Source organism: Nocardia vinacea NBRC 16497, from assembly GCF_000308835.1.
GTDB lineage: Bacteria > Actinomycetota > Actinomycetes > Mycobacteriales > Mycobacteriaceae > Nocardia > Nocardia vinacea.
In genome coordinates, this window is the sequence record NZ_BAGN01000396.1 from 1 (window position 1) to 22,812 (window position 22,812).

General features: G+C 66.6%; 22 protein-coding genes. 17 read left to right on the forward strand and 5 right to left on the reverse strand.

The annotated features are described in order from the left end of the window. Positions 1–166 precede the first annotated feature (166 nt). From ON44_RS36700 to ON44_RS36720, 5 genes are all read left to right on the forward strand, one after another. Positions 167–1,108, forward strand: a complete 942-nt coding sequence (locus tag ON44_RS36700) for a sigma-70 family RNA polymerase sigma factor (RefSeq protein WP_040699112.1) — start codon at positions 167–169, stop codon at positions 1,106–1,108. A 248-nt stretch (positions 1,109–1,356) separates the two neighbouring features. Further along, positions 1,357–1,761, forward strand: coding sequence for a sigma-70 family RNA polymerase sigma factor family protein (locus ON44_RS50930; RefSeq protein WP_157187493.1), 405 nt, complete (start codon positions 1,357–1,359; stop codon positions 1,759–1,761). 77 nt (positions 1,762–1,838) lie between these two features. After that, a complete protein-coding gene (locus tag ON44_RS36710; RefSeq protein WP_040699113.1) occupies positions 1,839–3,029 on the forward strand; it encodes an NAD(P)/FAD-dependent oxidoreductase in 1,191 nt (396 codons plus the stop codon). A gap of 147 nt (positions 3,030–3,176) precedes the next feature. Beyond that, positions 3,177–4,136 (forward strand): RNA polymerase sigma-70 factor, encoded by a 960-nt coding sequence (locus ON44_RS36715; RefSeq protein ID WP_040699114.1) that lies wholly within the window; start codon positions 3,177–3,179, stop codon positions 4,134–4,136. Between the two features lie 35 nt (positions 4,137–4,171). After that, positions 4,172–5,251 (forward strand): ABC transporter permease, encoded by a 1,080-nt coding sequence (locus ON44_RS36720; protein ID WP_218007729.1) that lies wholly within the window; start codon positions 4,172–4,174, stop codon positions 5,249–5,251. Positions 5,252–5,394: 143 nt separating this feature from the next. Here the strand turns inward: ON44_RS36720 and ON44_RS36725 are convergent, their stop codons facing one another. After that, entirely contained in the window at positions 5,395–5,886 is a 492-nt protein-coding gene (locus ON44_RS36725) for a MarR family winged helix-turn-helix transcriptional regulator (RefSeq protein ID WP_040699116.1), read from the reverse strand. A 186-nt stretch (positions 5,887–6,072) separates the two neighbouring features. On the opposite strand from ON44_RS36725, the gene ON44_RS36730 reads away from it, so the two are divergent. From ON44_RS36730 to ON44_RS36750, 5 genes are all read left to right on the forward strand, one after another. Continuing rightward, positions 6,073–7,341 (forward strand): chloride channel protein, encoded by a 1,269-nt coding sequence (locus ON44_RS36730; RefSeq protein ID WP_245567487.1) that lies wholly within the window; start codon positions 6,073–6,075, stop codon positions 7,339–7,341. Positions 7,342–7,451: 110 nt separating this feature from the next. Continuing rightward, entirely contained in the window at positions 7,452–8,078 is a 627-nt protein-coding gene (locus ON44_RS36735; RefSeq protein WP_051182855.1) for a TetR/AcrR family transcriptional regulator, read from the forward strand. Next, positions 8,041–8,790 carry an ABC transporter ATP-binding protein gene (locus ON44_RS36740; protein WP_083898378.1) on the forward strand — a complete coding sequence of 250 codons (750 nt, stop codon included), beginning with the start codon at positions 8,041–8,043 and terminating at the stop codon, positions 8,788–8,790. Before ON44_RS36735 ends, ON44_RS36740 begins: the two co-directional genes overlap by 38 nt. Further along, entirely contained in the window at positions 8,787–11,153 is a 2,367-nt protein-coding gene (locus ON44_RS36745) for an ABC transporter permease (RefSeq protein WP_040699143.1), read from the forward strand. Before ON44_RS36740 ends, ON44_RS36745 begins: the two co-directional genes overlap by 4 nt. A 35-nt stretch (positions 11,154–11,188) precedes the next feature. After that, positions 11,189–11,665 carry a nitroreductase family deazaflavin-dependent oxidoreductase gene (locus ON44_RS36750; protein ID WP_040699145.1) on the forward strand — a complete coding sequence of 159 codons (477 nt, stop codon included), beginning with the start codon at positions 11,189–11,191 and terminating at the stop codon, positions 11,663–11,665. Here ON44_RS36750 and ON44_RS52180 read toward each other — a convergent pair whose 3' ends face one another. Further along, on the reverse strand, positions 11,666–11,911 hold the full coding sequence (locus ON44_RS52180) for a multicopper oxidase domain-containing protein (protein WP_040699117.1): 246 nt from the start codon (positions 11,909–11,911) through the stop codon (positions 11,666–11,668). A gap of 126 nt (positions 11,912–12,037) precedes the next feature. Here ON44_RS52180 and ON44_RS36760 point away from each other — a divergent pair, with 126 nt between their 5' ends. Further along, a complete protein-coding gene (locus tag ON44_RS36760) occupies positions 12,038–14,191 on the forward strand; it encodes a hypothetical protein (RefSeq protein WP_245567489.1) in 2,154 nt (717 codons plus the stop codon). A gap of 297 nt (positions 14,192–14,488) precedes the next feature. After that, positions 14,489–14,626 (forward strand): hypothetical protein, encoded by a 138-nt coding sequence (locus ON44_RS50935; protein WP_157187494.1) that lies wholly within the window; start codon positions 14,489–14,491, stop codon positions 14,624–14,626. Positions 14,627–14,683: 57 nt separating this feature from the next. On the opposite strand, the gene ON44_RS36765 is transcribed toward ON44_RS50935, so the two are convergent. Then, on the reverse strand, positions 14,684–15,898 hold the full coding sequence (locus ON44_RS36765; protein ID WP_040699150.1) for an FAD-dependent monooxygenase: 1,215 nt from the start codon (positions 15,896–15,898) through the stop codon (positions 14,684–14,686). Positions 15,899–16,212: 314 nt separating this feature from the next. Between ON44_RS36765 and ON44_RS36770 the strand changes: the two genes are divergently transcribed. Genes ON44_RS36770 through ON44_RS36780 form a run of 3 tightly spaced genes read left to right on the forward strand, consistent with a single transcriptional unit; the run spans position 16,213 to position 18,554 of the window. Beyond that, positions 16,213–16,665 (forward strand): CBS domain-containing protein, encoded by a 453-nt coding sequence (locus ON44_RS36770; RefSeq protein ID WP_040699119.1) that lies wholly within the window; start codon positions 16,213–16,215, stop codon positions 16,663–16,665. Positions 16,666–16,693: 28 nt separating this feature from the next. After that, positions 16,694–17,983, forward strand: coding sequence for an ArsB/NhaD family transporter (locus ON44_RS36775; protein ID WP_040699120.1), 1,290 nt, complete (start codon positions 16,694–16,696; stop codon positions 17,981–17,983). A gap of 28 nt (positions 17,984–18,011) precedes the next feature. Then, complete coding sequence (locus tag ON44_RS36780; RefSeq protein WP_245567490.1) at positions 18,012–18,554, forward strand: TerD family protein; 543 nt, start codon at positions 18,012–18,014, stop codon at positions 18,552–18,554. A gap of 172 nt (positions 18,555–18,726) precedes the next feature. Here ON44_RS36780 and ON44_RS36785 read toward each other — a convergent pair whose 3' ends face one another. After that, positions 18,727–19,365, reverse strand: coding sequence for a winged helix-turn-helix transcriptional regulator (locus ON44_RS36785; protein WP_040699152.1), 639 nt, complete (start codon positions 19,363–19,365; stop codon positions 18,727–18,729). Between the two features lie 68 nt (positions 19,366–19,433). Between ON44_RS36785 and ON44_RS36790 the strand changes: the two genes are divergently transcribed. Both ON44_RS36790 and ON44_RS36795 read left to right on the forward strand, forming a co-directional pair. After that, positions 19,434–20,312 (forward strand): alpha/beta fold hydrolase, encoded by an 879-nt coding sequence (locus ON44_RS36790; RefSeq protein ID WP_040699123.1) that lies wholly within the window; start codon positions 19,434–19,436, stop codon positions 20,310–20,312. Continuing rightward, positions 20,309–21,835, forward strand: a complete 1,527-nt coding sequence (locus ON44_RS36795) for an MFS transporter (RefSeq protein WP_040699125.1) — start codon at positions 20,309–20,311, stop codon at positions 21,833–21,835. Before ON44_RS36790 ends, ON44_RS36795 begins: the two co-directional genes overlap by 4 nt. 125 nt (positions 21,836–21,960) lie before the next feature. On the opposite strand, the gene ON44_RS36800 is transcribed toward ON44_RS36795, so the two are convergent. Then, positions 21,961–22,722 carry a class I SAM-dependent methyltransferase gene (locus ON44_RS36800; RefSeq protein WP_040699126.1) on the reverse strand — a complete coding sequence of 254 codons (762 nt, stop codon included), beginning with the start codon at positions 22,720–22,722 and terminating at the stop codon, positions 21,961–21,963. Between the last annotated feature and the right edge of the window lie 90 nt (positions 22,723–22,812).

Consider the following 22,812-nt stretch of genomic DNA (forward strand, 5'->3'; position numbering starts at 1 on the left):
GCCCGGGGCTCTGTGCGGCCGGTCGGCGGCCCGAGTCAAGTCGGCGATCGTGGCAACCAGCGGCTGGGCCATCAGCCGCCCGACCTTTGGAAGGCCGAATCACAAGTACCGCTTGGCCGCGACCGGAGAACACTCGCCCGAACTGGTCGCCGGATAGACCGTGCTGATGGACACCGCCACCGTGGCGCGTTTCGAGGCCAGCCGGAATCGACTGGCCTCGCTCGCCTACCGTCTGCTCGGCTCGGCCGCCGATGCCGAGGACACGGTGCAGGACGCGTTCCTGCGGTGGCAGGCCGCCGACCGGGAGTACGTCGAGGGGCCCGAGGCGTGGTTGACCAAGATCGTCACCAACCTGGCGCTCGACCGGCTCCGTTCGGCGGAGGTGCGGCGCGAACGCGCGGTCGGCGCCTGGATGCCCGAACCGCTCCTCGACGGCGACCCGATGCTGGGCCCGGCCGACACCGTCGAGCAGCGCGAATCGGTGACCCTGGCGGTGCTGACGCTCATGGAGCGTCTGTCACCGGTCGAACGGGCCGTTTACGTGCTGCGCGAGGCCTTTGCCTACAGCCACGCCGAGACAGCAAAGATTCTCGGCATCACCGAGTCCGGGAGTCAGCAACACATCCACCGAGCCCGGCGTCGAATCGCCGCCGCCGGCAACGGCTCCGACATCGACCGTTCCTCCGCGCGTCGAGTCGTCGAGGCATTCGTCGATGCCGCCTCCTCGGGCCGGACCGAACGGCTGGTGGCGCTGCTGACCGACGACGCGACCGGCATCTCCGACGGCGCCGGGCTGGGGCTGGCCGAGAAGCTGATCCGGTACGCGACCCCGGAGCGGATCGCCAGCGCGGTGCAGGTCGGCTTCAAACCGTCTCCGGCCAAGCGCAGACTCGCCGGTGGCTCACCCTCGATCCATGCTGCCGTGGTCAACCGCTGCCCAGCCATGCTCGCTACGCTCGACAACCGGGTCCTGGGCGTCGTGATCCTGGAGATCCGTGACGACAAGATCGCAGGCGTGCGCGGCATCGCCGCCCCGGGCCGACTCGGTCGCCTCACCGAGGAATGGCAGCGGCAGGAGCACGACATCCCGCTGATCGAATCGTGGTAACCGACTGTCCGACAATCGATCTCACATTCATCCGTCAATTCCCGTCGAACCATTCAGCGAGCACCCGCGGCTTGGTCGTGGTCGACGTCGCGGGTGCCGGTGAGCACGGTGACGTGATGCTTACGCGCCCGTTCGCGGGGGTGACCGATCGCCTCCTGGTGCGGTCAGGGCTGTGCGGCTGCGGATGCGGTGTGCCTGCCACGTTTATGCAGTGCCGTGCAAGCGGCGCTGATGGCGGATGGTCGCCGATGCCGCGGGCGCGTCCGCCGCGACCGATTCGTCCCGCCGACACCGCCCGCACCGCCTCACCGAACAGTTCCTTACTGACGGCGACCACCGGCGACCTGGACGGGCTACTGTCGATCCTCGCCCCGGACGTCACCTGGACCACCGACAGCGGCGGCAAGGTCACCGCGTTCCGCGAACTGTTGCTCACCGGCGCCCGGCAGGTCGCCGCGACCGTGCTGGCAGTGTTCGGGACCGCGCAGCGCATGCTGGACGTGCGGATGGAGCCGGTCAACTGCAACAACCAACCTGCCATTGCGATCCACCGCGGCGACCGCCTCGAAGCCACCTTCCTGCTCGAAGTCGCCGACGGCAAGATCACCAATTTCTCCTCGAGAACCTCGTGTGGCCGCGAACTCCACAAGTGATCCGCGTCACACGATGTCAGGATTTTCGGTGATGCGGTGTCTTGTGTTCGAGCCCCTCGGATCGAAGGAGACACACCATGAGCAAGAACACCGATGTGGTCGTGATCGGCGGCGGATACGCCGGAGTGATGGCGGCCAACCGCTTGACCCAGCGCCACGATGTGACGGTGACCGTGATCAATCCGCGCTCGGTCTTCGTCCCGCGGCTGCGGTTACACCAACTGGTGGGCGGGACCCACGATGCGGTCGTCGACTACACCGAAGTCCTGGCCGAGGGAGTGCGGCTGGTCGTCGACAGCGCGACGCGGATCGAGGTGACCGGGCGCAGTGTGGCGCTGGCCGAGGGCGAAACGATCGGCTACGACTACCTGATCTACGCGGTGGGCAGCGGCAGCGCCGGCCCGCGGGTGCCGGGCGCGGCCGAGTTCGCTTACCCGATCTCCACATTGGAGGCAGCGCAGCGACTGCGGTCAGTGCTCTACGACACGCCCGTGACGGCCCCGGTGACGGTCGTCGGGGGCGGTCCGACCGGCATCGAGACTGCGGCGGAACTGGCGGAGCAGGGGCGTTCGGTCACGCTGGTCTGTGCCGGTGACCTCGGTCCGTACCTGCACCCGAGGGCTCGGCGCACGGCCCGCAAGTACCTCGCCAACCTGGGGGTCAGCGTGCTGGAAGGCCTGGATGCGTCGGTCACGGCGGTGGCACGGGAGGCCGTGGAACTCCGTGACGGACGCACATTGGCCAGTCAGGTCACCATCTGGACCGCAGGCTTCGGTGTCCCCGATCTGGCGAATGACAGCGGGTTGCGCACCGACGACGCCGGGCGGTTGCTCACCGACGAAACTCTGACCAGCATTGACGACGAGCGCATCGTCGCGGCGGGCGATGCGTCGGCGCCGTCAAATCTGCCGTTCCGGATGAGCGCGTACGCCGCGGGTTGCCTGGGCGCCCACGCCGCCGACACCGTGTTGAGCCGGATCATGGGTGAGCAGCCTGCGCCGATCGACCTGTCGTTCCCCGCCATGTGCGTCAGCTTCGGCCGCCGCACCGGAATCTTCCAGCTCGGCCACAAGGACGACACCGCGATGCGGCTCTATTTCAGCGGGTTCGCGGGCAAGGCGCTCAAGGAGTTCTCCTGCGAGGCCAGCGTCAAGCACCTGATGACCGAGGCGCACAAGCCCGGCTCGCACCACTGGCCGAAGGACGGCAAGCACAGGCCACAGCTGTTGCAGACCCAGCGCGGCGATGCGGCGGCACCCGTCGCGTAGGACACCGAATTCGCCGTCGCCGCGTCGGCCGCCGGTGATTTCGACTGCACGATGTGCGGCAGCGCCCGAATCACGTACACCGTCGCCCATCGTGCGTCATCGGCGACCCGATGTCGGACCCGACGGCTACCGATAGAAGAGGACTCGATGGACACAACAGGTGAACCCCGTGGCCAGCGGCGGGGCGACAGCGAGGCAGCGGGCCTCGACAGCGACGACCACGCCACCGTCAACGCGACGGAGACGTTCGTCGTACACCGCAACCTGCTGTTCACCGTCGCCTACGAGATGCTCGGATCAGCGGCCGACGCGGAAGACGTCTTGCAAGAAGCCTGGCTGCGATGGGTGCGGGTCGACGTGGGGCAGGTGAGCGATCAACGTGCCTACCTGGTTCGGATCACCACCCGCCAAGCACTCAACCGGCTGCGCTCTATGAAACGCCTCAGAGAGTCGTACGTGGGCTCGTGGCTGCCGGAGCCACTGCTCACCAGTGCGGATGTGGCCGCCGACGTCGAACTCTCCGAAAGCGTGTCGATGGCGCTGATGCTCGTCCTCGAGACATTGACCCCGACCGAACGGGCGGTGTTCGTGCTGCACGAAGCATTCGGAATCGGCTACGACGAGATCGCGGTCGCGGTCGACAAGACCCCGGCCGCGGTGCACCAGATCGCCCACCGCGCCCGCCGCCACGTCGAGGCCCGCCGCCCGCGCCGCGCCGTCACCGCACGGCAGGCCGAGGCCGCTCTCGAAGCCTTCCAGCGTGCGCTCGAGACCCGGGACCTGCATGGCCTACTCGACGTGCTCGCGCCCGACGTAGTGGCGATCAGCGACGGCGGCGGCATCAAGCAGGCCACACCACGTCCGATCATCGGCGCCGACAAGGTGGCCCGTTTCATCGTCGGCGGCCTCACCAAGAACGCCCTCACGCTCACCGTCGAGCCGACCACGGTCAACGGCAGCCCCGCACTGGCTCTGCACGTCGACGGGGAACTCGACGGCGTCATCACGATACGCGTCGAGGACACCCACATCACCGGCCTCTACTACGTCCGCAACCCGCAGAAGCTGACACACATCGACTCCGAAACCCCGCTCACCCTGCGATGAACACCGATCACGGCCCCACTGTTCGAGGAGTAGATATGACCACCCCGGCGCCGCTTGTCACCGATGCGCTTCCGTCACGATGGCCGACAGTGGCCACAGCAGTCGTCCTGCTCACGGCGATCATCAGCGTGCTGCTCGTCGCCTTCGCCTGGCCGTCGGTGCGGTCGTCGGTGCACGATGTGCCCATCGCCCTCGCAGGGCCGGGGCCTGCGGTCGCTCAGATCCGCACCGCACTGGAGCAGCGTCTACCGGGCGGGTTCGAGATCACCGAAGTCACCGACACCGCGGCCGCTGAACAACTCATCCGCGACCGGCAGGTGTACGGGGCGATCGACCTCAGCTCAGACACCCCGCAAGTCATCATCACCTCCGCCGCCAGCACCGCCGTCGCCCAAACCCTGCAGATTATGGCGACCGGCCTCGGCCAGGCTGACAAACCCGGCACACCGGTCGCTGTCCGCGACCTCGCCGCCCTGCCCACCGACGACCCACGCGGTACCGGCCTGGCCGCAGGCGCCCTGCCACTGGTCATGGGCGGTTTGCTGGCCGCAGTGCTGCTGACCAGGCTCGTCCGCGGCACCGTCCGCCGGGTCACCGGAGCACTCACCTTCGCGGCAACCGGCGGCCTGACCGTGGCAGCGATCCTGCAATTCTGGCTCGGCTCACTGAGCGGGTCCTACCCAGCCAACACCGGTGCCATCGCACTGACGATCGCGGCCACATCGATGACCGTCCTCGGACTGGAATCCCTGCTCGGATACGCCGGAATCGGGATCGGCGCCGTCGTCATGATGCTCATCGGCAACCCTCTCTCGGGCACGGCGACCGCACCCGAGATGCTGCCCGGCTGGTCCGGCACGCTCGGCCAACTACTGCCCCCGGGAGCAGGCGGCCGGTTACTGCGATCGACCGCCTTCTTCGACGGCCGCGGCGCCACCCACGCCATCGTCGTGCTGCTCGTCTGGGTCGCGCTCGGTGCACTGCTGTGCCTGGTCGGCGGCCTGCGCGCACGCCGGGCCGCCAACGTCGCGACAGGACTTCGGACGACGCGCACGCCACCGGCCGAGGAAAAAACCACATCGGCACCCCTCACCGCCCCTGCTACGCGCGGCTAGGGACAGCTGGCCTGCCCACCAAGGCCAACGGAGGCAGGAACAGTGGCGTGCCCGAACGTGTCGGCAACCCATTCGGCAGCGGCGCTGGCAGACCGACAAGTCCGCCGTCCGCGCTCGACCTTCGCACCCCTCAATGCGGTTGGTTACAGCAGGTACGGGTAACTGCTGTCGGCCGTGGTGAGCTGGCCACCGGCCGTGGTGAATGCGTTCAGGGCTTTCACGAGTCCATGCCGTTGCGCTGCGGGCATCTTCTGGACGACAGTCGCGATTTCGCTGCGGCGGCGCGCGGTGACCTCATCGACAACATCGCGTCCGCGCGGGGTCAGGTCGATGATCAATTCGCGGCGGGTCTGCGGATTCGGTTGGCGGGTGATCAGTTCCGCGGCCAGCAGCCGTTCCACCATGCGGGTCGCGGTCGAGGGCTGCACGTCGAGTTGATGGGCCAGGGTCGCGAGCTTCACGGGCCCCTGGGTCGCGAGGATCACCAGGGTGCGGAACTGCGCCAAGGTGATCGTGTCGTCGACATGTGCGATCGACCGCGCCGAGATGGCCACCAGTAGTCGCGAAGCGGTGAGCAGGGCATCGGTGACCTCGTCGACCGAGTCCTGGGTGATAGAGCGGGCTGGCGTCGCCATCGTCCTCCCTCTGTCATAGTGGGCGAACAGATTTTACCGCCTGGCAATGATTGCCTATAGCAACTGTTGCATACTGCCAGGATGGATCGTGCGGACGAGTGCAGGCGAGCACGGCGCTCGATCCCGCCGCCGCAACGCGCGTCGGCGCTCCGATGGCTGCGGGAAAGCTGCTGGGCGGCAATGCTTATGGCAGTGCCGATCGGCGCGATAAGCGGGTTCGGTGGGGTCGTATTCCGCTATTTGGTGGCGGGCTTCACTTGGGTGTTCACCGGACGGGCGGACTATCCGGGGTTGGACCGCGTGGCGGGTACGCCGTGGCCGGATGTGCGGTTTCTACTGCTGGCTCCGGTGGTGGCCGGAGCCGTGTACGGGCCCGTTCTGCATCGCTTCGCAGCCGACGCTCGCGGTCATGGAGTGCCCGAGGTGATACACGCGGTCGCCGAGCACGACGGCCGCATTGCGCCGCGGGCAACGTTGGTGCGAGCGTTCGCGTCCGCGGCGTGCATCGGCGGCGGTGGATCGGTGGGTCTGATCGGGCCGGTCGTACAGATCGGGTCGGCGACCGGATCGGCTGTGGCGCAGACCTTTCGGCTCGACGCGTCGCGGATGCGGCTGTTGGTCGCCTGTGGGGCCGCCGGGGGTGTCGCGGCCGCGGTCAACGCTCCTTTGGCCGGGGCGTTCCTGGCGTTGGAGTTGATTCTGCGCAGTTACACCGTCGAATCGGTTGTCGCGGTCGTGTTGTCGAGCGCGACGGCCAGCGTCATCGGGCGGGTGCTGCACAGCGACGAGCCGTTGCTGTCGCTGACACAGTTCACTGTGCGCAATCCGGTCGAATACGCCCTGTATCCGATACTCGGCATCATCGCCGGAGTCGTCGGCGTGTGCTTTTCGAAAGTGCTGTTTCTGGTGCGACGCCTGTGCGATCGGGTGTGGCGGGGACCGGAGTGGGCACGTCCCGCCGCGGGCGGGCTGACGCTGGGGGCAATGCTGTTCGCGCTACCACAGCTGTATGGCGTGGGCTATCCCGCACTTGTGGCCGCGATCAGCGGCCGCTACGCCATCGGTCTGGTGCTGGTGCTGCTGGTGGCTAAGATGCTGGCGACCAGCCTGACCCTCGGTATGGGCGGTTCTGGTGGCGTGTTCGCACCGACGCTGTTCATCGGCGCGATGGCCGGGGTCGCTTTCGGAGATATCGCCCATCATCTATTGCCCGACACCACCGCATCCGCGGGCGCTTACGGCGTGATCGGCATGGGCGCCGCGCTCGGCGCCGCCACCCGCGCCCCGATCACAACAGTCACCATCACGTTCGAGCTCACTGGCGAATACCCCAGCATCCTGCCGCTGCTGGCGGCGGTCACGATGGCCACTCTCACGGCACGACTGCTGTCGAAGGACACGATCTGCACGCGGACGGTGTCGCGAGGCGACACCGATGTCGAACGCGCGCATTGAACACCGATCACCCTGGATTGCCTATAGCAATTGTTGCATAGTGCCACTATTATTGATTGGGTAACCGCCCAAGGCGATTGCCCAATACGGGCCCCGATGGGAGGAAATCCGTGGTCACGGCGCCTGAGCAGGGACAGGAAACGCGCGCCAAGCTGATGGCGGCGGCTGTTGAGCTGATCGCCGAGCAGGGATGGGGTGCGGTGACCACTCGAGTGGTCGCCGAACGCGCGGGAGTGCGCCCCGGGTTGGTGCACTACCACTTCCCATCGGTGACCGACCTGCTCATCGACGCGTCGTTGCAGTTAGCACGCACGGAATACGACTCCGTAATGACAGGGGTGCTCGCGGCATCCGGACCTGCCGCGATGACGCAGATGCTCATCGCGATCGGTTCCTACACCGGGACAGACACGGCGACGGTGGCGATGAGCGAGATGATGTTGGCCGCCACCCGCCATGAACGGCTGCGAATCGAGTTGGGGCGCTTCGTCGCCGAAGCGCGCGCCGCGATGACCGTATGGCTGCGTGAGCAGGGGTCGGCCGTGGCCCCGGAAGCCACCGCAGCGGTGGTATTGGCACTTGTCGACGGTCTGATCCTGCACCGACTCATAGACCCGACCTTGCGCGCGGTGAACGTGACAGGCCCGCTGCTCCGGGCGGCGGGATTGACCGAAAGCCCAGATAGCGAAGGAATTTCCGGTGACCGAACACAGGAATGCGAGCGCTCCGACGATTGACCGAGCACGCGGCGGATTCCGCTTGCGCGGAGTGTGCAAGACCTACGGCGCGGGCGAGGCCGCCGTGCACGCCCTCACCGATATCGACCTCGACGTCGCGCCGGGCGAGCTGGTGGCGATACTGGGTGCCAGCGGCTCGGGAAAGACCACGCTGCTCAATATCATCGGTGGCATCGAATCGGCCGACAATGGATCGGTAGTCGTTGCGGGGCAAGATATTTCGGGCAGACATCCGGCAGCTCTCGGGGCGTTCCGGCGCGATCACGTCGGCTTCGTGTTCCAGTTCTTCAATCTGATCGCGAGTCTCACCGCGCGGGAGAACGTCGAGGTCATCGTCGAGCTGACCGGCCGCGGCGAGCGGCGCCAGGTTCCGGACCTGCTGGCGGCGGTCGGGCTGAGCGACCGCGCGGATCACTTCCCGGCCCAGATGTCGGGCGGTCAGCAGCAGCGGGTGTCGATCGCGCGTGCGCTGGCGACCGATCCGGACCTGGTACTGGCCGATGAACCCACCGGCGCGCTGGATGTCGCCACCGGACGCGGTGTGCTCGAGTTGCTACAGCGCACCAGCCGCGCGGGCCGCGGTGTGGTGATGGTGACCCACAACGAGGTAGCCGCCGAGATCGCCGACCGCGTGGTCCGAATGCGCGACGGCCGCATCGTCTCCGCCGACACCAACGCCGCCCCCGCCGACGCCGCGACCATCAGGTGGTGATCGGTGTGTTCCTCGCATCGAATCGTGTGCTGTCCAAGAAGATGCTGCGCGACCTGCGCCGCCGCACCGCACAGGTCGCCGCGATCGCCGCCACTGTACTGCTCGGTGTGCTGCTGTTCATCGCCAGCTACGACTCGTTCCGCAACCTCGAAACCTCTTACCAGCACACCTATAGTCGGCTGCACTTGGCCGACTTCACCGCCACCGGGGGCGACCCGGCGATCATCGCCGCGGCCGTGCGGGCTGTCGGCGGCGTCGAGGGGGTCACGGTGCGCACCCAGGCCGATGTCCCGTTCTCGATCGGTGACACCAAACTCCTCGGGCGCGTTGTCGGGCTATCTGACGTGGCCGCACCGAGTGTGAACGACATCGACCTCACCGCCGGAACACTGCCCGACCCCGCCCATCCCGACCAGGTGGTGGTCGAGCATCACGGCGCCGATACCTTCGCGCTGCAGGTGGGCAGCCGACTCCACATCTTCGACGGCACCGCCTGGCATCCGGTTACCGTCTCCGGGATCGCCCGATCGGCGGAATACCTGTGGCCGGCCCGCAATCGCCAGGACGTGCTCGGCGACCCGCACGCTTTCGCGGTCGTCTACGCACCGCAACCCGAAGCGTTGCGCCTGGCCGGACAGCCGCGACCGAATCAGACGCTGGTCGAAATGACCAGCACGGCAACGGTATCCGAGCGCGACACCGCGGCATCGATGCTCCGGTCGGCGGGCGCACTGGATGTCGTGCCCCTGGCCGATCAGCCTTCCAACGCCACACTGCACGAAGACCTCAACGGATTCTCCGAACTCGCCGTCGGATTCCCGGCCCTGTTCCTGGCGGCCGCGGCGATCGCGGAGTACGTGCTGATCACCAGGCTGGTCCAGGCCGAACGCCCGATCATCGGCACACTGCTCGCGATGGGCGCCCGCCGTCGGACGGTGATCGGCCACTACGTCGGCTACGGCGTCGGCATCGCCGCCGTCGGCGCCGCACTGGGTGTCCTCGGCGGGTTCGTCGCCACCTCCGCGGTCACCGCGACCTATACCTCCGCGATCGGCATACCCGACACCGTCGTCGCACACCGAATCCCCACCGCGCTCATCGGATTCGCGCTCGGCCTGCTCACCGGACTCATCGCGGGACTGGCCCCGGCCATCGCCGCGGCCCGCACCGCACCGGCCGAAGCGATGCGCGGCGACGGTATCCGCGCGCCTCGGATGGGTCCACTGACCCGGTTGTCCGCGCGCTGGCACCGGATGCCGGTGGTGGCGCGGATGGCATTGCGTTCACTGTCACGAGGCCGTCGCCGCACACTGGCCACCATGACCGGCACAGTTCTCGCGCTGATCCTGATCCTGGCCTCGGTCGGCATGCTCACCAGCATGCGCAGCGTGCTCGACATCCAGTTCCATCAGATCGAATGCGAAGACGCCACCGTACTGACCAACGCAGGCACCAGCGACCTTGCCGCCGACCTTCGAAAAATGCCCGGGGTCGCTGCCGTCGAGCCCACTACGCTCACCCCGGTCACCGTCACCGCCCACGGCAAGTCGTACACGACCACATTGAACGGCTTGGCACCCGACACGACCATGCACGGCTTCCGCACCCCTGGCGGTGACACCAGGACCCTGCCTACCGGCGGAATGCTCACCGGCGCAGCACTTTCCGATAAGCTCGGCATCGGAGTCGGCGACGTCGTCACCGTGACACCTGCCCTCGGCAGCCCACACCAGGTACCGGTCGCGGGCTTTCTCGACGAACCCCTCGGCACCTTCCTCTATGCCGACCTCGACACCGCTCACGGGATCGGCGGAGTCGGCCTCGGCGGCTACCTGATGCGCTTCGACCGCGGCGCCGACCGGGACGCGCTGCGCGCGTCGATCACCTCGCTGCCCGGTGTCCTCGCCTACACCGACACGCACGCCCTGGAAGACCAGGCCGACCAATTCCTCGGACTGTTCTGGGTTTTCATCGTGGTGATGCTGGCACTCGGTGCGGTGCTGGCGTTCACCGTGATCTATGTGACCATGACGGTCAACCTCGCCGAACGGACCACCGAGCTGGCCACACTGCGGGCCGCGGGCGTGCCGGTGCGTCGGCTCACCGCCGCACTCGCCACCGAAAACCTCACCGCCACCATGCTCGCGGTTCCCGTCGGGCTGGCCGCGGGAGTCCTTGCCGCATCGGCGTTCCTGCGCTCGTTCAACAGCGACATGTTCAGCCTGCACCTATCCCTCGGTGCCGTACCGCCGCTCCTCGCGATCGCCGCGGTGCTGGCTGCCGCCGCACTGTCCCAACTACCCGCCGCCCGACTCGTCGAACGGATCGACCTCGCCCGCGTCGTGCGGGAACGAGCCCAGTAAGCCTGGCTGCTGAAACCTACTGGAGGAGAATGGAAATGACCTCACCAAACCTCGCCACCCAGCTCGGTGCCCGAGCCCTGCAGACCCGATGGCTGGTGCGCGCGCCCATCTGGCTCTACCGAGCCGGGCTCGGATTCCTGTTCGGCACACGGATGCTGATGTTGCAACACATCGGGCGCACATCCGGCGAACGCCGATTCGTCGTACTCGAGGTCGTCGACCGGCCCGCGCCCTACGAGTTCGTCATCGTCTCCGGATTCGGCACGAAAGCCCAGTGGTACCGCAATATCCAGGCACATCCACACGTCCGGATCTCCACCGGCATCCGACGCAATCTCCCCGCGACCGCGACTCCGATGACCAACGACGAATCGTCCACCGCGCTCGAACATTACATCCATCACCACCCCGGCGCCTGGGACAAACTGCGCGACACCATCGAACACGCAACCGGCAGACCAGTCGACACGCTGCTGATGGTACGGCTGAACGTATCGATCTCCGCGTCCTGATCACGATCGGGCACGGACCTGGCGGCGAGTGGTCATACCTTCCATCATGTGGTCGTCGACATGGCAGCGGAATCTCCCGGATACCGGGTTATCGGGGCGCATGTCCGCGGTGATCATGCTGGCGGGCAGTAGCTCGGCGACGTCGGTGCGATGGCCCCGGATCACGACGGTATTGCCATGCCGGTGCGGGGTGTGCAGGTCGGTCTCGCTGCGCCGCCGACCGCCCGAGAAATATGCATATAGCAACTGTTGCAGAGTGCCTCTTTCCGGTAGGGTCTGAAGCTCGTGGTGGCTGGCGCGGCAATCGAATCGCGGAAAGACGTGGGTAGATGGGCGGCGATAACCGCACTGGGTGGGGTCGCGGGCTATGCGATGGTGCTGCTCGCCAACGCCCGCCACTTCTACACCGACGACACCGAATCCCAATACGGCCCGATGTGGGTGATGCTCGGCAGGCAGCTGCGCGCGGGCCACTTCCCCGCGCTCGTGCCATGGGAATGGATGTCGGGCAACTACTCGATGGAGGAGGCGGGCCTCTACAACCCGCCGCAACTACTGGTCGATCTGATCGCTCCCTCGGTCGACAATCTCGCCCTCTACGTCACCGTGGTGAAGCTGATCTTCTCGATCATCGCCGCGCTCGGGGTATACCGGATCTGCCTGGTCTACGGCGCCCGCCCGCAGTGGGCCGCGGTCGCGGGTGTGGCCTTCCCGTTGAGCGGATGGTTCCTGTTCTTCGACGAGGCCAGTTGGGCGACCTCGCTCACCGGAACCGCGTGGATGTTGCACGCCTGGGCGTCGGCGGTCGGCTACGCGCGGGGTCGTAGTGGACCGATTCCGGTCTTTGTCTTCCTATATCTGGCGATCTCGGTCCAATATGTGTTTCCCGCAGTCGAATCCGCGTTGATGATCGTCGCGGTCGCGGTGGGTGAGGTGATCTACCAGCGGCGGTGGGCGCCATCGCTGCGGCTGCTGCTCGCCGCTGGATGCGCGGGCTTGGCGGGCCTGGAAACCTACCTGCCCGGAATGCTGTCCTCGCCGGTGACCTGGCGGGGAAACGAACGAATTCTCAACGACCCCTTTCTGACCGTGCCGTGGTCGGAATCGCTGAACGCGAGCCTGCCCAGTACCGTGCCCGCGTTCACCGGCTGGTGGGGATATGTGCAGCCGCTGCCGATGGTCTATATCGCCTGGTTCGTTATTCCGGCGCTGGCGTTCATCGACTGGCGGGCGGCTCGAGCGTCGGCACGCGAGCTGAGCGGGGTCACTCTCTTCGCGACGGCGGTACTGATGTGGTGCGCCGGGCCGGGCCGCATCGGGCCATTACGGTGGCCGGCGCGCGTGTTGCCGATGGTTGCTCTCGCACTACTGGTTCTGGTGTGTGTATTGCTCAGCCGCTACGGCAGCTTCGCGCACTGGCGCCAACGCGGGATCGCCGCTGGTGTGCTGATCGGATTGCTGTTCGTGCGTTCGTTTTCCGCGGACCCGCACGATGTGCTGCGGCATCTCGCCGCCGCCGCGGTGGTCGCGGCGCTCGGGGCCGCCGCGGTCTGCCTCGTCCGCACCCGAGGCGTCGCCCTCGGATGCGTGCTGACCATCGTGTCCATGTTCCCGATCGCCTACTGGCAGGTGCACACTGCGCCACCGACACCGATGTCCTACGGCTTCCCGGAGCGGCGTTCGGAAATGACGGCCACGTTCCCCCAATTCGACGGTGTCACACTGCAACTCGCCGACCGCGCACTGCTGCGGGGTAACGACATGAGCCTGGCCGGCGCCTACGGGTCCCTGTCCTTCGGCAACTACGCGAAGAACATGGGATTGGACTACGTCAACGCCTACACTCCGATCGGCTATGCGGCGTTCAGCGCCATCCTGTGCATGGGCTGGGACGGCAGCACCTGCCCGGATGCCTACCGGCGCGCCTTCGATACCGAATCATCCACGGGCCGAACGATTGTCGACCTGATGAAGGTCGACAGGGTTGTGCTGCAACGGGCGCAGTATCCGGACGCGGGCAACCATCCCGCGCCGCCCGGCTGGAAATGGGTCGACTATCCAGGTCACGAGCGCTACATCTGGGTCCTCGAACGAGACGGCGGCCCGATCTCGACCAACAACGGCCTCATCGCCGACACCAGCGGCGTCACCGCCGCCTCGGCCGAGCGCACCAGTCTCACCAGCAGGATCCGGGTGACCTCGGCCAACGGCGGCCGGGTCGTCTTCGCACGACTAGCCTGGCCCGGCTACCGAGCCACCCTCGACGGCCGCGACATCCCGTTTCACTTGGTGGCGAAAACCTTTGTCGCCCTCGATATTCCAGCTGGCACGAACAACAGCGAACTGATCCTCACCTGGCGGCCACCAGGCTGGAAAATCGGCATCGCGACCGCGCTGGCCGCGATCGCGGGAATCTGCGCATTGCAGTGGGGACACCTTCGGCCGCGACGGCGTGACGAAGACCTAACGTCACCGCAGGACCACGTACCGGACGAGCCAGAGCGGGAACTGGCGAGCGTCTCATAGCAGCTGGGGCTACCTCCCGAACTCCGACGCTGATCAGTCGAGCGAGTTGGTGCCCACAGACCTCGGCGGCGAGGGCACAGACCGCACCCGGGCCAAGGGGCTTGTGTGTCCGACGCCCGACCGCTGTCGCGGATGTCGGTTGCTCGCTCACGACCACCTGCCGCATGTCGGGTGATATGCGGGCGCGCACAAAAGTGGTCGATCGGCCGGAACGCGCCCGTTATCAGCAGCAGTCCTACCCAGGAACCAACCCGGGACCATAGCGAACGCGAGTGGCGCACACCATTGTTGAAGATCGTGGCGCACCACGATGACAACGAGGGCGGCGGTGACGGCGGCGGCCACGCGCGTGAGATCGCGGATGCTGCCCTTGCCTGCGAGGATCGTGCCGATCTGCTTTTCAGCTCGGGGTCCGCGATGGTGTGCAACGCCTGAGACACCTGCCGCGAGACCGCCGCATCACGGCGGGCGACGTCGAGAATCGGTTGCGGACTACCCGCGCGTCTTGTCGAATCCCGCGTAGTCCTTGACGGTGATCGAGTCGTGCAGGCGCACGCCCTTGGCGTTGAGCTTGGCGGCGGCACGAGCGACCGGTGCGGGCAAGACGTTGATCAGACGCACGGCCTGGATCATCGCCCACAGCTCGAGGCGTCGGGCGGGGACGATTGTCTTCGCGGCGGCAACCGCGAATCGACGGCTGCGGCGGACATAGTCGCCGAGTTCGCGTTCGTATTCGGTGAACGCTGCGGCGTAATCGCCGGAGTGGGCGGCGAGTTCACCGGCGAGAACGTAGGCACCGACCACGGCCATGCTGGTGCTGCCGCCGACCGCCGGGCCTGGGCAGTACGCGGCGTCACCGACCAGGCCGACTCGGCCACGCGACCAGGTGTCCAATCGCAGTTGCGTGATGGAGTCGAAGTAGAAGGACGGGGTGTCGTCCAGTTCAGCCAGCAGCCGCGGCACCTGCCAGCCCATATCGCCGAAGTGCTCGCGCAGCAACTGTTTCTGCCGCTCGATGTCGCGATAGTGGTAGTCCAGCGGTTGCGGCGGGCGCAGGAAGAACCCCGCGCGCCCATCGTCGGTGTGGGCGGCGCCGTAGATGCCCGCGACCCGGCCGACATCGACGGTCATCTCCATCACACCGTGCAGATTCAAGTAGTTGGGAACGGAGAAAATCGCCAGATAGGCGCCGAGCCAGGTGGAAAATCGAGACTCCGGGCCGAAGACCAGTGCCCGCACATTCGAGTGCAGCCCATCGGCGCCGATGATCACGTCGAAGCGCTGCGCCGGGCTGCGCTCGAAGCTGACATGACCGTCTTCGCCGATCGTGGAGATCGAGTCGGCGAAGATGTAGTCGACATCGGAACATGTTGCGTTGTAAAGGATTTCACTCAGATCGTCGCGCATGATCTCCACATGGTTGTCGGAGACAGCGTTGAACAACTTGCGCAGATCCAGCGTTACCGGACGCGTGGCAGGCCGATGGATCACGAGGGTATCCGTCCCGGTGGCCTTCGCCCGGATCTCCTCGGCAACCCCCATTCGCTCCACGATCGCCATGGCCGGTCGGAACAGATCCACCGCGTGGCCGCCGGTCTTGCGCGGCGCCGGCGCGCGTTCGACAACGGTGACGTCGAATCCGTACCGGCTGAGCCAGTAGGCCAGCGCGGGTCCTGCGATACTGGCTCCGGAAATCAGAATGCGCATCGGTGCACCTCGGTCATCGAACTCAGCGGCCCCGCAGCGGAGACCCATATTCGATCCTGCACCTCCCCCACCGGTCTCGGACCGTATCGAGCGCTACCCTCCGCGCGCACGGTTTGCTCAACTGGCGTTTTTACGGCATCTTTACGGGTGGTGCGCCGGGAAGTCTGGTCGGCAACCCGACCCGGTCGGCGGGTCGGGCGGTCCGGCGACGGGGTGGTTCATGGTGCTCATGCGAGCGTGCGCTACGGCAATTGTTGATCGTGGCGACGGCGGATTGGTGTCGGTGGGGGCTCGGGCGGTCGTATCGTGCTGGTGTGCACGCAAGTCAAATGGTCGAGGACTATCCGTCGGTGACCAAGGATTCCGACGCGGCGGCCGCGGCGAAGCTGCTGGCCGAGCATCGGTTGCCGGGCATTGTGGTCACCGACGCCGACCGGGTGCCCCTAGCGGTGCTGCCGGCATCGCAGGTGGTGCGGTTCCTGGTGCCGGGATATGTCCAGGACGATCCGTCGCTGGCCGGGGTGCTGTCGGAATCGGTGGCCGATCGGGTCGCGGAAGCGTTGCGCGGCAAGACCGTTGGCGAACTGCTCCCGGAATCGAAACCCAAACTCATCCTGCCGGTAGCCCACGCCGACGACACCGTCATCGAAGTCGCCGCGCTGATGGCCCGCTGCCGATGCCCGTTGATCGCGGTGGTCGACGGAAAACGGATGATCGGCGTGATTACCGCATCGCGGTTACTGCAGGTGGCGCTCGCGGCCACGTGAACGGCTGCCCGGACGCGGGTGATCACCGGTGACCGCGATCGCGGTCGCCACGTTCGCGGTGGCGTATCTGCTGATCGCCACCGAACGCATCCACAAAACCAAAGCCGCGCTCGGTGGCGCCGCGGTCGTCCTGGCTTTGGGGGTGCTCGACTCCGCGGAGGCGTTCTTCTCCCACGACACCGGCGTCGACTGGGATGTCATCCTGCTGCTGTTCGGGATGATGATCATCGTCGGGGTACTGCGCCAAACCGGCGTCTTCGAATACACCGCGATCTGGGCGGCCAAGCGCGCCAAGGGATCCCCAGTCCGCGTCATGATCCTGCTGACGCTGATAACCGCCGTCGCTTCGGCGTTTCTGGACAATGTCACCACCGTCCTGTTGATCGCGCCGGTGACCCTGCTGGTGTGCGACCGACTCGGCATCCGCGCCGCGCCGTTCCTGATCGCCGAAGTATTCGCCTCGAACATCGGCGGCGCGGCAACCTTGATCGGCGACCCACCCAACATCATCATCGCCAGCCGAAGCGGATTGTCGTTCAACGCCTTCCTCATACACATGACGCCGATCGTGGTGCTGGAACTGGTGGTGTTCACCCTGATCCTGCCGAGGCTGTTCCGTGGCTCGTTCGATGCCGAGCCCGATCGGATCGCCGATGTGATGGCCTTGGACGAACGCGAAGCCATCCGCGACCGCCGACTCCTGATCGAATGCGGCATCGTGCTGCTCGCGGTGTTCGCCGGATTCGTGGGTCACTCACTGCTACATATCGATCCCTCGGTGGTCGCGCTGCTCGGCGCTGGGGTGCTGGTCCTGATCTCCGGCACCGAACCCACCGACTATCTGTCCGGAGTCGAATGGGAGACGTTGCTGTTCTTCGCCGGACTGTTCGTGATGGTCGGCGCACTGGTCAAGACCGGTGTGGTCGAAACGATGGCACGCTGGGCCACCCATGCCACCGGCGGTAACGCGCTGGTAGCAGTCATGTTGATTCTCGTGGTATCGGCGCTGCTGTCCGGGATCATCGACAACATCCCATACGTGGCGACAATGAGCCCGCTGGTCGCAGACCTCGCGGCCGGAATCGACAACCCCGGGCACACCGACGCCCTGTGGTGGTCGCTGACGTTGGGCTCGGACTTCGGCGGCAACCTGACCGCGGTCGGCGCCAGCGCGAACGTCGTGATGCTCGGCATCGCCGCCCGCGCGGGAGCGCCGATCTCGTTCTGGGAATTCACTCGCAAGGGCGCGGTCGTCACCGCCATCACCATCGCGGTCGCCGCACCGTATCTGTGGTTGCGCTACTTCGTATTCGCCTGACAACACCAGGGAGAAATCATTGTTCGCAATGTTGCGCGACGAGAGCGGAGCGGCGCTCGCCCATGTCACCATGGCGCTGGGTTGGGATCCGGTCCGCGCCCGTCGCTGGTTGCGCTCGCGGTCGGTCGACATCGACCTGAACGCGGCGGCACTATTGTTCGCCGCCGACCAGATCGTCGACGTCGTCTACCACGAACAACTCAGCTCCCGCGACGGATCGGTACGACACCTCGGCGACAGCACGACCGGAGAAGGTAAGGGCGACAACGAAATAATCACCGTCGACCTGACCCGACTACCCGCGGAGGTCACCACCGTCGTCTTCATCGTCACCTCCTACTCCGGCCAAACCTTCGACCAGATCGAGAACGCGTTCTGCCGCCTGGTCGATGGCGTGTCCGGTACCGAAATCGCCCGCTACGACCTGACCGGTGGTGGAACACACACCGGCCTGGTCATGGGCAAACTGTCCCGCACCGACGGGGTATGGCAGTTCGACCCGATCGGCGAAGGCATCCGTGCACAACATCCCGTCGAGGCCATCCCTCAACTGCGAGCGTTCTTGATCTAGTTGCTTGTGGGACAGAACGTTGATGTCGTGACGGCGCCGGTACCACAGAGACGGTTGTCGGCGAACCTTCTCTCAGCTTGCTCGGCGAGCCAGCGCCTCGATGGGGGACGTGCCAGCGGCGAGTGTCCAGAGGAATCGGCAAGCCAGCTCGACATCGACGCACGGAGCCGCATCAAGGGGGGCCTTGTCGCGCACCGAAGATGGCTCGCAGGGCTGTCTCGTCACCTTCGATGTCGACGAGCGCACGGATTGCGTCGAGGTCGAGCATGCCTGCCGCCAGGCCGAGAACGATCGCGGCCTCTGCGCGCACGACGGCGTCGAGAGCTCGACCATCGTGCGGGCTGACATCCAGGCCCGAGGAGGTCGCCCGCACCTGAAACATCTGACCGTCGATCCCAACCCCGACCGTCGATGATCGGTCTGCATCCACCCTGCCGCGGAGCAGGGCCGGGAGAGCGACGGCCAGCCACTCGGGGCGGAAGCGGTCGTCGGCGGGGCCACGCACCATGAGCGGTGTGGACCACCGGATGAGCCCTTCGATCGGCTCCCGCAACTCGGTACCCCACGTAGTGAGTGCGTAGGTCACCGCGTTGCCCTGTTCGGCCAGCCGGCGCTCGATGACGTCGGCGGCCTCGAGGTCGCGCAGCCGGTCGGAGAGCAGATTGGTGGCTATGCCGGGGAGCCCATCGAGCAGTTCGCGGTAGCGGGCGGGAGCCACCAGGAGCTGGCGGACGATGAGCAGATTCCACCGGTCGCCCACGACATCGAGCGCCCGGGCAAGACCGCAGTACTGGCCGTAACTTCGACTCATCTCCACCTACTTGACATTCTAAAGTGCACGTGACTATATCAAGTTTAGTCGCGAAGTGAGGTGGAGTCATGACCGAGACGGAAAGACCTGCATGGGTTGACGATGAGCTGTTCCCGTTCGAGAGCCGCTTCGTGACCATCGACGGGCACACGATCCACTACGTCGACGAAGGGGCGGGGCCGACGCTGTTGTTCCTGCACGGCAATCCGACATGGTCGTTCGTGTATCGCGAGGTGATCGGTGCCTTGCGAGACGAGTTCCGCTGCATCGCACTCGATTACCCTGGCTTCGGGCTGTCCTCTGCCCACCCGGACTATCGGTATCTGCCCGAGGAACACATCCAGGTCGTCACCGCCTTCGTCGATGCCCTGGCCTTGAACGGGGTCACCCTGGTGGCGCACGACTGGGGTGGCCCCATCGGCCTCGCCACCGTCGAGCAGCGGCCCGGCGCCTTCGCGCGTTTGGTGCTGGCCAACACGTGGGGCTGGCCGAATGGTGATCCGAAGGCGCACATCGCCTCTCACGTGATGGGCGGCCTCGTCGGGCGCCTGCTGATCAGGCAGCTCAATCTGTTTGTCAATGCGATGATCCCCGCCGGGCACCGACTGCGGAAGCCGACCGCCGAGGAGATGGACCACTATCGAAAGGCGCTCGCCACGCCGGATCGGCGCCAAGCGTCAGCTGTCCTGCCCCGGCGTATCACCGCCAGCCGCGCCCTTCTCGCCGATGTCGAAGCCGGCCTTCCCGGCCTCGCTCCACTCCCGACGCTCATCATCTGGGGCAACGCCGACGTCGTGTTCGGGGACAAGGAGCGCCGGCGATGGGAGCAGCTGTTTCCCAACCACCACACCGTGATCATCGACGGCGCAGGGCATTTCGTGCAGTCCGACGCACCCTGGAAGTTCGCGGCCGCGATCCGCGACTGGTGGTCGAAGGAATCCTCGTGAGTCGCAAGGCCGGAATCCTTGTTTCGGTCTACGTCGCGGTGCTCGCCATCAACCTCGACATCACAATCGTCAATGTCGCGCTGCCCAGCATCGCGACCGAACTCGACGCCGGCACCCGTGGACTGCAGTGGGTCGTCGACGGCTACAACCTCGCGTTCACCGCGTTGGTGCTGGCGGCGGGCAGCGTCTCGGATCGCCACGGACGACGACCGGCACTGCTGGCCGGACTCCTCGGATTCGCCGCCGCCAGCGCGGTAGGAGCCACGATCGACAGCACGGCCACGCTGATCGCGACACGCTTGGGCATGGGAGCGTTCGCCGCGCTGATCTTCCCCACAACGCTCTCGATCATCACCAACACCTTCCCCGACCGCCGACAGCGCGCCGCCGCGCTCGGCGGGTGGGGTGCGATCGTCGGGGTCGGCGTCGCCTCCGGCCCAGTTACCGGCGGATTGCTGCTCGAGCACTTCTACTGGGGCAGCGTGTTCTGGGCACTGGTGCCACTCGCGCTCGTGGCCGCAGTTCTCGGATACCTGTTGGTGCCCGAATCCCGTGACCCTTCCGTGCCTGCTTTGGACTTCCGCGGCCTGACCAGCTCGATCGCCCTGCTCGCAGTGCTCGTCTACACGGTGATCGAGGCCCCCGAGCGCGGTTGGCGCAGCAGTGCCACGGTGATCGGGTTCGCGATCGCTCTCGTACTGACCGTCGCTTTCGTGATGGTGGAACGCGCGGCCGAGCACCCCATGCTCGACGTCTGGCTGTTCACGGATCGACGCTTCAGCGCCGCCAGTGCAGCGGTCGCGGTCACCTTCTTCGCGCTATCGGGCTTCATCTTCCTCATCACCCAGTACTTTCAGGTGGTCCGCGAGTTCAGCCCACTCTCCACCGGCGCCCGCATCCTCCCGGTCGCGCTATCGATCGCGGTCGCCTCGATAGTCGGCGGGCTGCTCGCTCCGCACTTGGGCACACGCGCAGTGGTGGTCACCGGGCTGCTGTCGTTCGGCACCGCCATGGCCTGGATCGCCGCAACCGTGGACGCCGACACGCCCTACTGGACCGTGATCGTCCCGCAGATGATGTTCATGGGCCTGGGCATGGGACTGATCTCGACCCCGGCGACGGAGTCGATCATGCTCGTGCTTCCCGCGTCCCGCGCGGGTGTCGGGTCGGCGGTCAACGACGCCACCCGCGAGCTGGGCTCGACACTCGGCGTCGCCGTTATCGGCTCCGTGTTCTCGTCGATCTTCGGCTCCCGGCTACTCGACAGCGCGTTCGCCGCCACCGGGAAAGCGGCTGAAGCCGCCGACTCGGTGCCGGTCGCATTCGGGATCGCCGTCCGCAATCCGAGCCTGCTCACCCCCGCGCAGGATGCGTTCCTGTCCGGCCTCTCGGTGGGCTGCGTCGTGGTTGCCGCGCTCTGCTATATAGCGGCCACAGCAGGCCTGGTCGCGCTGCCCGGCCGACGGTTCCAGCACGGCCTTCCCGCCCGGGCGGACGAATCGGACTCGACGGCTGTGGCCTGAGCCCAGGCGCCCTCCAACGGCATGAACGCTCTCGCGCCCGCGGTGATAAAGACATCCGAGATTCGGCGACTCCGCCGTCGCCGGAGTCGGCTGACCGTCCTTGCGATCCCCGGATACCGGGCAAGTCACGGACGGGTGGCCAACAGCAGATCAACCACATAGGTCTCTTCCACCGCCTCGCCGGGGAACATCTTCCGCAGTCGCCTTCGCTCCTCGGAGAGAAAGGCACGCTTGTCCTCCTCGACAAGCACAAGAAATGCCGAACGACTGGTGATGTTGGAAAGGTGCAAGTCGAGCGAGACCACACGACTCCACCGCACCTGGCGGCGCGCGACTCGCAGCCCCGACAAGCCCGCGAGCCGGATGGCGTCGCCGTCGTCAGGACGCGCTCGAGACGTCGGCTTCACTCCGCAGTGATACGCGATCCGCTGGTGCTGCTCACTGATCCAGGGCACGTCGAAGGCGGTGGTGTTCCACCAGATCGCGAGCGCACCGCCCGGACGCAGGACCCGCAGCGCCTCCGGGACCGAGCGGGTGGTGTCGGTCCACTGCCAGGACTGCGCGTAGGTGACAAGGTCGTGGGAGGCGTCCGCGAGAGGGAGAGCATTGCCGTCCCCTCTCACAATCGGCACATCCGGCAGCAAGGTATGGAACTGGGCAGCCATCGCATCGCCCGGCTCAACGCCGATTACGTGAGCTCCCCGGCCACGCAGCAGCGCGGTGGCGATTCCGGTGCCCGCGCCGACATCAGCGACACGGGCACCCGCGAGGGGGCGGCTCGTGAACTGTTCGATGAAATCGAAGAGCGCGGGCGGGTACGAAGGCCGGCTGGCCGCGTACTGGTCAGCGGCCGCGTTGAACGAATGGGCGCGCGAGCTGGTAGTCATCCCCACATCATCGCCCCTGCACCGACCACCGCCGAGTCGATGCCGGAACCGTGGTCGGGTTGGTTTACCTGCTGCTGGTTGTCCGGCAGA